Source organism: Legionella sp., assembly GCF_049790535.1.
Lineage (GTDB): Bacteria > Pseudomonadota > Gammaproteobacteria > Legionellales > Legionellaceae > Legionella.
In genome coordinates this window covers 1-6513 of record NZ_JBAQZB010000144.1, presented here as the reverse complement: position 1 = coordinate 6513, position 6513 = coordinate 1, and the positions used below count along the sequence as shown (strand labels likewise).

Below are 6513 nucleotides of genomic sequence, written 5' to 3'. Positions count from 1 at the left end.
TGTTTTATTAGGCCTCATGTTGCCAAGATAGGCTAAATAGCGCCCTGCAAAATTCTCAAAGAAAGATTGTACTTTGAGGTGATAAAACTCTGTTTGTATTCTTTCTGACATGGTTGTCCCTTTTTTTTTAAAGTGTGCAAAGGCAGGGGCAATCCACAGGTCATGCCCCCGTTTGGTGTCTTAAAGACGAACGACTTCCTACGCACTTATCAGCGTATTAGTCAAAACGGTCTGAAATTAACCTAAAGGTGGCGAATCAAGTGATTTCTTATACGAGAAACATTGAATATTAAGGACAGAATGAACTAATATGACGTAGGTCATGATTTTTACTCCTAGTAAAGTAAATATTGTGGCTTAGCTGGTAGTTGAGATTGCTGTCTCTTCTATCAGCGCTTTAAGTACAGATTTTTTAAACTGCATGGTTATCATATTTTATTCTTTGTCTGGTTTCAATGATTTAGTAATGAATGGGACCAGATAATCTCATTTATCTTAACGTTGGTTAATAAGATCCATTCAAGAGGCTCTTGTCCTGCAGGTGGGTTGATTTCTGTTGCAATCACTACGGTGGTGGTACTGTTTTGTCTCCATATTTTGTCGATAATTTTCTTTTTCTATCAGGCGGACAGAGAGTAAGTTCTGTTGCATATACATTTTGCGTTACGTGTCGACCTATTTGTTTTTCTTTGGCAGGCAGCTCAAAACTAATGGTACAAAGTGGTGACGTATCTTTAGTTTTGGGCGCATATATGAAGTTGGTATAGTGCTTGAGGCAGCAGGTAATTCTCACGGTCAAGAAATGATAGCTGATGCTAATACTATACTAAACTAGTAAGGACACGAGTGTTCATTATTCAGGACCAGGGTTATAAATGCCTCCAGAATGGCGCGCAATCCAACATTCATCCTGGAATTTTTGCCTTATGTCTTTAGAGAAACGTGCTTGAGGTTGGATTTTAAGCCATTCGTTAACCACAAATTGTTGTAATTTTGGATCAAGCATATAAAGACCGCCTTGCTTTAAGAGACTGGGCATTTTGAGAAAATTAACTGCTTGTAGGGTACTTCCAAGGACTAGGGCTCGGGTTAATTCAATGTCTTTGCGTGGAACAGATTCTCCCGAGTCATCGAAATTAACCGGGAAGCCTCCTCGTACGATGTGGATAGTTGCGCCTAAGTCATTTTTGTATACAACATCACTGAGTGGTTTTACTGTGGTGTTTTGATTTCTTTTGTGTTGTATGTATTGAATTAATGACAAAAATTCTTTGTCTTCTGACGAGCAGCTTATCAGTGTTTTATTGTTAGGACAAAGCCTAAAGAGATCGATTGAGGTCACAATATTTTGCCCTGTGCATCCAAAAATACAGTCTGCAAAAGCTATTGCAACGCTTAATTCATTCGTTACAAGGGCTCCTTTTACTTTTTTTCGTTGATTAAAGTCCTTATCATAAACAATCACCTGGTGTCCCATGGATAAAAGTTTTTCAGTCAATGCCTTACCGATAGCGCCATGGCCAATTACACCACAAGTAATGTTCTTCTGAAAAGGTATCAGAGGAGTAAGTTTTGTAACGATGGCTTCTGCGATAAGCGGGGATTCTAAAATTTTTTTAGCAGCACACGAGGCCGTTTCAATGATAGGAAAGGGTAAACAGTGTAAATGACCATCTGCCAGACCAGCGCTTGTTTTCTCAATACCTACAACCGAATATTTGTCTAGTATTTGTTGAGGAATGAAGGTTAAGGCATAACCTCCATGGTCCATAATAATCATTTGATTAATAGGCTCCTTACTTGCAATTACTTGAGACCAGAGTAAATTAATATCATGAGTAAAACTATGAGAAAATTTGCCTAGACCGACTTGAGGCGAGCAGGGTTGATAATGAATACCGAGGTTTTTTATGTCTTCAACCACACGACTGCACTCTGAATAATGTTTATTCAAAACAAACGTATGTTGTGGGGCTAATCCTAGTTTAAATTGTGCTTTGAGTAAAGATAGAGAAGTTTGGAGCGCATGATGAATGTAGATGACTGCTGTTTTGGCTAGAGGAAAAGGCACTGAACTAGTTAAGGTTTTTTCAACAAGGATATCTAATATGGATAAATTGTCACGCTGCATTTTTTAATCTCTTTAAGATAATTATCTGTTCAACTTAGGCTTGATGGTATCAAAAAAAGTAGTAATGGATAAGGTGTTAAGTGAATAAGGTAATAAAATGGCTAAACTCGAGTAGGTTATAATTAATTAAACACGTATTTTTTATCTTATTTTACTGGTGAAGTTCAATAAAAAAGATTTTATTTTATACCCATAGTTACTTTATTTTAGTCAACAATACTAATAAAATGAGATCTCCTTAAAAATAAGTTACCCTAAAAATAATTAAAATTCCTGGATGATCAATGCAGCCTAAAATTAATTTTGTTCTATCAAAAACCAGTCCTATTAGTCGAACTTTCTTTCAATCTTGCCCCCAAAATAAACCAGATTTATTTGCAGCTAAATCACGGAGGTTATTCACCTCTCAGCTCCTGCAACAAGCAGGATATGGAACCAATCGATTTTTTGAGGCTGTTCAAGCGCATAATAATGTAATAAAATCTTCTGGCATCCCTAAGTTTCTTTTTCAGCCAGAACGTTTGAAAAAAATATTCCATACCATTGACCTCAACAGCAAGGGAAATTATGCGATAGAGCATTTTATCCATTGGCTAAGTCGTTATGCAAATGAGCAACCTAGGTATCTAGAAAATTATTTTGCGAGTAAAACTCGGCCGAATCTGTCACCTGTGTGTCAAGATTTTATCAATTTTTGTTTCAGACATAAAATTTCCTTAGATGCAGACCGTACGCTGCAATCATTTAGTCAGCATAACCAGTTGTTAGACAGGGCTATTAAAAAATGGATAGAAAACACTAAGCGTAAAGATGAAATCACTATCTTAGGTTTTGGACTCGATGAAGGGGGCTATGAAAAAACAATAGCTAATTTCTTGATGGATAGGGAATTTGCGAAAACAGTTTCTCTCTATGGCTTTGATCCTTATGCCTCGAAAACGGAAGGGATTCGTTACCTTACTCCAGAAGAACTTAGCTGCGGCATGCTACCAAAATTTGATTTGATTATTGCACGTTGGGTTTTGCATCATGTTGCGTTGCAACATCGTTGGGAGAGTTTGATACAATGCATTAATCAGTGTAATCACGATTCGATGGTACTGATCGTTGAGCATGGTGTCTTGAAAGAAGGGCATACGCTCTTCGATAAAAAACTTTATTACCTTCTAAATGCCCTGTTTGATATCGTGGCGAACATTGGCCTTAGACCGAGATACTTCACAAATTCAGCCCCTAATTTAGGTGCAGATTTTTTTATAGATTACCTTGAACCCCAAGATTTTGTTGCCATTCAAAAACGCTTGAGTGTGCGAACAACGCAATGTATTGATGAGGTTGGACCAGGATTTCCAAATCAAACTATTAATTGCATGAGCATCACTAAGTAATCATTTTTTCCACAACTAGGGAATAAGCGTAATGAAAAATCTAAAGGGAAAAAGAGCAGATAATTGTGAAATCACAAAATTACTGCAGATAATTGACAAAAAAGATAATGAAATTTTTCAATTAAAAAACATTATTTATTATGTTCCCGGTGATATTTATTGGAAAGATAAAAACGGAGTGTATTCTGGAATAAATGCTAGGGGTAGTGAAAGCCTACATAAAATGGGTTTTACTTGGGAAGAGAATGAGATTATAGGAAAAACTGATGATGATTTGTATGATAAACAAACAGCCGATGAATTTAGGAAAAACGATTTGCAAATCATGCAAACAGGGATAGAACTTATTAAAGAAGAAACCGCATTATTACCCTCAGGAGAAAAAATAATACAACTGTCAATTAAACGGCCTTTACGGGATAAAAAAGGCAATGTAGTGGGCATTATAGGTAATACCATTGATATTACTTATCTTAAAAAAATAGAAGAAGAATTGCGTGCAGCTAAAAGATTGGCTGAAGCAGCAAGTCACGCTAAATCCACATTCATTGCCAATATGAGTCACGATATCCGTACTCCCCTGACTGGGATTATTGGCATGACTCAGGAATTATTTAATGCGGCTGCGGATATTCAACCTGTTTTAGAACAAGTCTCATTCAATAAAAAAACCACATCAAAAGAAAGAGTCTTAGACTTATTAAAGCAACTGACAGGGACTGTACAGAAAGATAGTGCGCTTTTAATCGGTGCTACGGATGAATTATTAACCTTATGTAATGAAATCCTTGAAACCATGCATGTGGAATCAGGAGCTCTGCCAAACGAAGAATCGTTTAACGTGCACGACTTAATTGAACACAACATCCAGCTCTTACAACCCGTAGCCACTCACCAAAAATTAAAGTTATTCTGCGAGATAGACCAACACGTGCCTCGTTATTTTAGGGGCTTACGGACTTATCTTGATCGTACGCTACTAAATCTTTTATCGAACGCTTTAAAATTTACCCCTAGTGGTTTTGTTAAAGTGAGTCTTCAATTGCTGAATAAAAATCATTCAACTTATCAGTTAGGAGAGCGTATCTACGTACTCATCGTTGTTGAAGACAGTGGCATTGGTATCCCAGAAGATAAATTTGAGACCATATTTGAACATTTTTCTCGTCTTACTCCTTCGTATCAAGGGATTTATAAAGGCTCCGGGTTAGGGCTGTATACGGTGAAACATTATCTTGAGGCAATGGATGCAGATATTAAGGTAGACAGTGAGGTAGGAAAGGGAACCCGTTTTACACTTACAGTGCCCCTAATTGTTGCCGATAGGGTTGATTGCCCCAAAGAATCATTGTGTTTTCCCCAAACCGATAAGGTTCAAGTTCATCAGTCCAGTATTCGTTTAAAACAACAGGAAGCAAAGGTTAATGCCCATGTTGATACATCGATTTTGGTCGTAGAAGACAATCTTCTTGCAGCTACAGTAGTACAAACATTCTTAAGGCGTTTAAACTGTACTAGTGAGCATGCCGTCAATGGTCAGCAAGTACTCGAAAGCGTTCAAGATAAGGAATACGATTTAATCTTGATGGACATCGGCTTACCCGATATGGATGGGATTGAAGTGACGCGACAAATCCGTAGCTTGAATAATCCCAAGACCTCACAAATCCCCATCATCGCACTCACGGGGCATGCAAATAATCCGAAAAAAAGAGAAGAGGCATTTGCTGCCGGTATGCAAGAGGTATTCAGTAAACCCTTATTATTCGCACAAACAGAGGCTATTTTACAGCAGTATGTATTTCAAAAGAGGCAAGAAGAACAGGCAGTCGATGAGGAAAAAATAAAACATATGGAACGCCAAAAAGCAGCAGAACTAATTGATTGGAACGCTTGTCTTCAACAAGGCAATGGAACGGAGGCGTTTGTTCATAAACTGCTCTGGATGCTTGCTGATGACCTTAAACGGAGTCAAGACATTTTAGAAAAAGCCTATGTTAATCAGGACAATGAGGGGTTACGTGCCGAACTGCATCGAATTCGTGGAGGAGTTTCTTATTTGAGCCTGCCGCAGCTTAGCCAGGTATTAGCCCATTTTCATGATGTGGTAAAAGAAAATCCGCAAAATCTCGAGCAATTAGAACAGGCTTACCGCCAATTACAAAAAGCAATGCATGCCTTTTTAGGCTACATTGACCAGTTAATGCCGAGAATGAATTAATCATGAGAAACAACACCAATGAATACACTGCTTCACTGGCGACGACCATCTCTGCTGACGATTGAGCAATTATCGTCTTATCTGAATCTTGGTCATTGTGGAAAAATCTTGCGGCCGCTGCTATCACGATTGATAATATGATAAAATTTTATATTTACCATGATTCCATATATTCTATAACGTCATCAAATGATTGGTAATTTTTTCTTTTAGCAATAATTTTTAGTTGAAATTCATCAATTATACTCTGCAGTGATATTAATATAGTAGTGTCGATAACTTCCAAGTGTTCTTCAATCAATATATCAATAGCACAAGTTATCAACCATTTTGTAGGTTGTGATTCAGCGGAGGCCATTCCTTCAATTGCTTGGGAGTTTGTAAATTCATCTTCTTGTTATTCCGATCAATTGCTGCCAACTGTTTTATATTGTAACTTAATGACTTGTTTTTACTTTGCAAGGAGCATTTATGATGTATCGTTTATTTTTTTAGGCCCCATAGGGCCTGTTTGGGCTTTAGGTGGTGAGACCCAGATTTTTTATTTGGCACCAGATATTGAAAAGACGTATGCGGCTAAAAAACCACCAATGTTTATACTAATAGAACATTTCTGAATCACACTCACGTAATATAAGGATAGAAATGATGAAAAAAAATAATAAAAACACCACATTAATGAGCAGGATACTGGTTGGTTTGTTACTCTATCTGCTATGGCCAGCAGCGCAGGCAGCGCAGCCGCTGTGGACTATCGTTCCAGCGCCGGGCAG

General features: G+C 37.6%; 4 protein-coding genes. 2 read left to right on the top strand and 2 right to left on the bottom strand.

Annotation, left to right across the window (positions count from 1 at the left end; all coding sequences use genetic code 11):
• Positions 1-853: 853 nt before the first annotated feature.
• Positions 854-2131, bottom strand: coding sequence for an NAD(P)-dependent oxidoreductase (locus tag WA877_RS09890; protein ID WP_425170753.1), 1278 nt, complete (start codon positions 2129-2131; stop codon positions 854-856).
• A 284-nt stretch (positions 2132-2415) separates the two neighbouring features.
• Between WA877_RS09890 and WA877_RS09885 the strand changes: the two genes are divergently transcribed.
• Both WA877_RS09885 and WA877_RS09880 read left to right on the top strand, forming a co-directional pair.
• On the top strand, positions 2416-3519 hold the full coding sequence (locus WA877_RS09885) for a hypothetical protein (RefSeq protein ID WP_425170752.1): 1104 nt from the start codon (positions 2416-2418) through the stop codon (positions 3517-3519).
• Positions 3520-3550: 31 nt separating this feature from the next.
• Entirely contained in the window at positions 3551-5740 is a 2190-nt protein-coding gene (locus WA877_RS09880) for an ATP-binding protein (protein ID WP_425170751.1), read from the top strand.
• Between the two features lie 154 nt (positions 5741-5894).
• On the opposite strand, the gene WA877_RS09875 is transcribed toward WA877_RS09880, so the two are convergent.
• Positions 5895-6098, bottom strand: coding sequence for an ABC-three component system protein (locus WA877_RS09875; RefSeq protein WP_425170750.1), 204 nt, complete (start codon positions 6096-6098; stop codon positions 5895-5897).
• Positions 6099-6513 lie beyond the last annotated feature (415 nt).

Excerpts from the sequence above, each read along its gene's own strand:
- WA877_RS09880 (WP_425170751.1), top strand. The coding sequence starts at position 3,551 with ATGAAAAATCTAAAGGGAAAAAGAGCAGATAATTGTGAAATCACAAAA.
- WA877_RS09875 (WP_425170750.1), bottom strand. The coding sequence starts at position 6,098 with ATGGCCTCCGCTGAATCACAACCTACAAAATGGTTGATAACTTGTGCT.
- WA877_RS09885 (WP_425170752.1), top strand. The coding sequence starts at position 2,416 with ATGCAGCCTAAAATTAATTTTGTTCTATCAAAAACCAGTCCTATTAGT.
- WA877_RS09890 (WP_425170753.1), bottom strand. The coding sequence starts at position 2,131 with ATGCAGCGTGACAATTTATCCATATTAGATATCCTTGTTGAAAAAACC.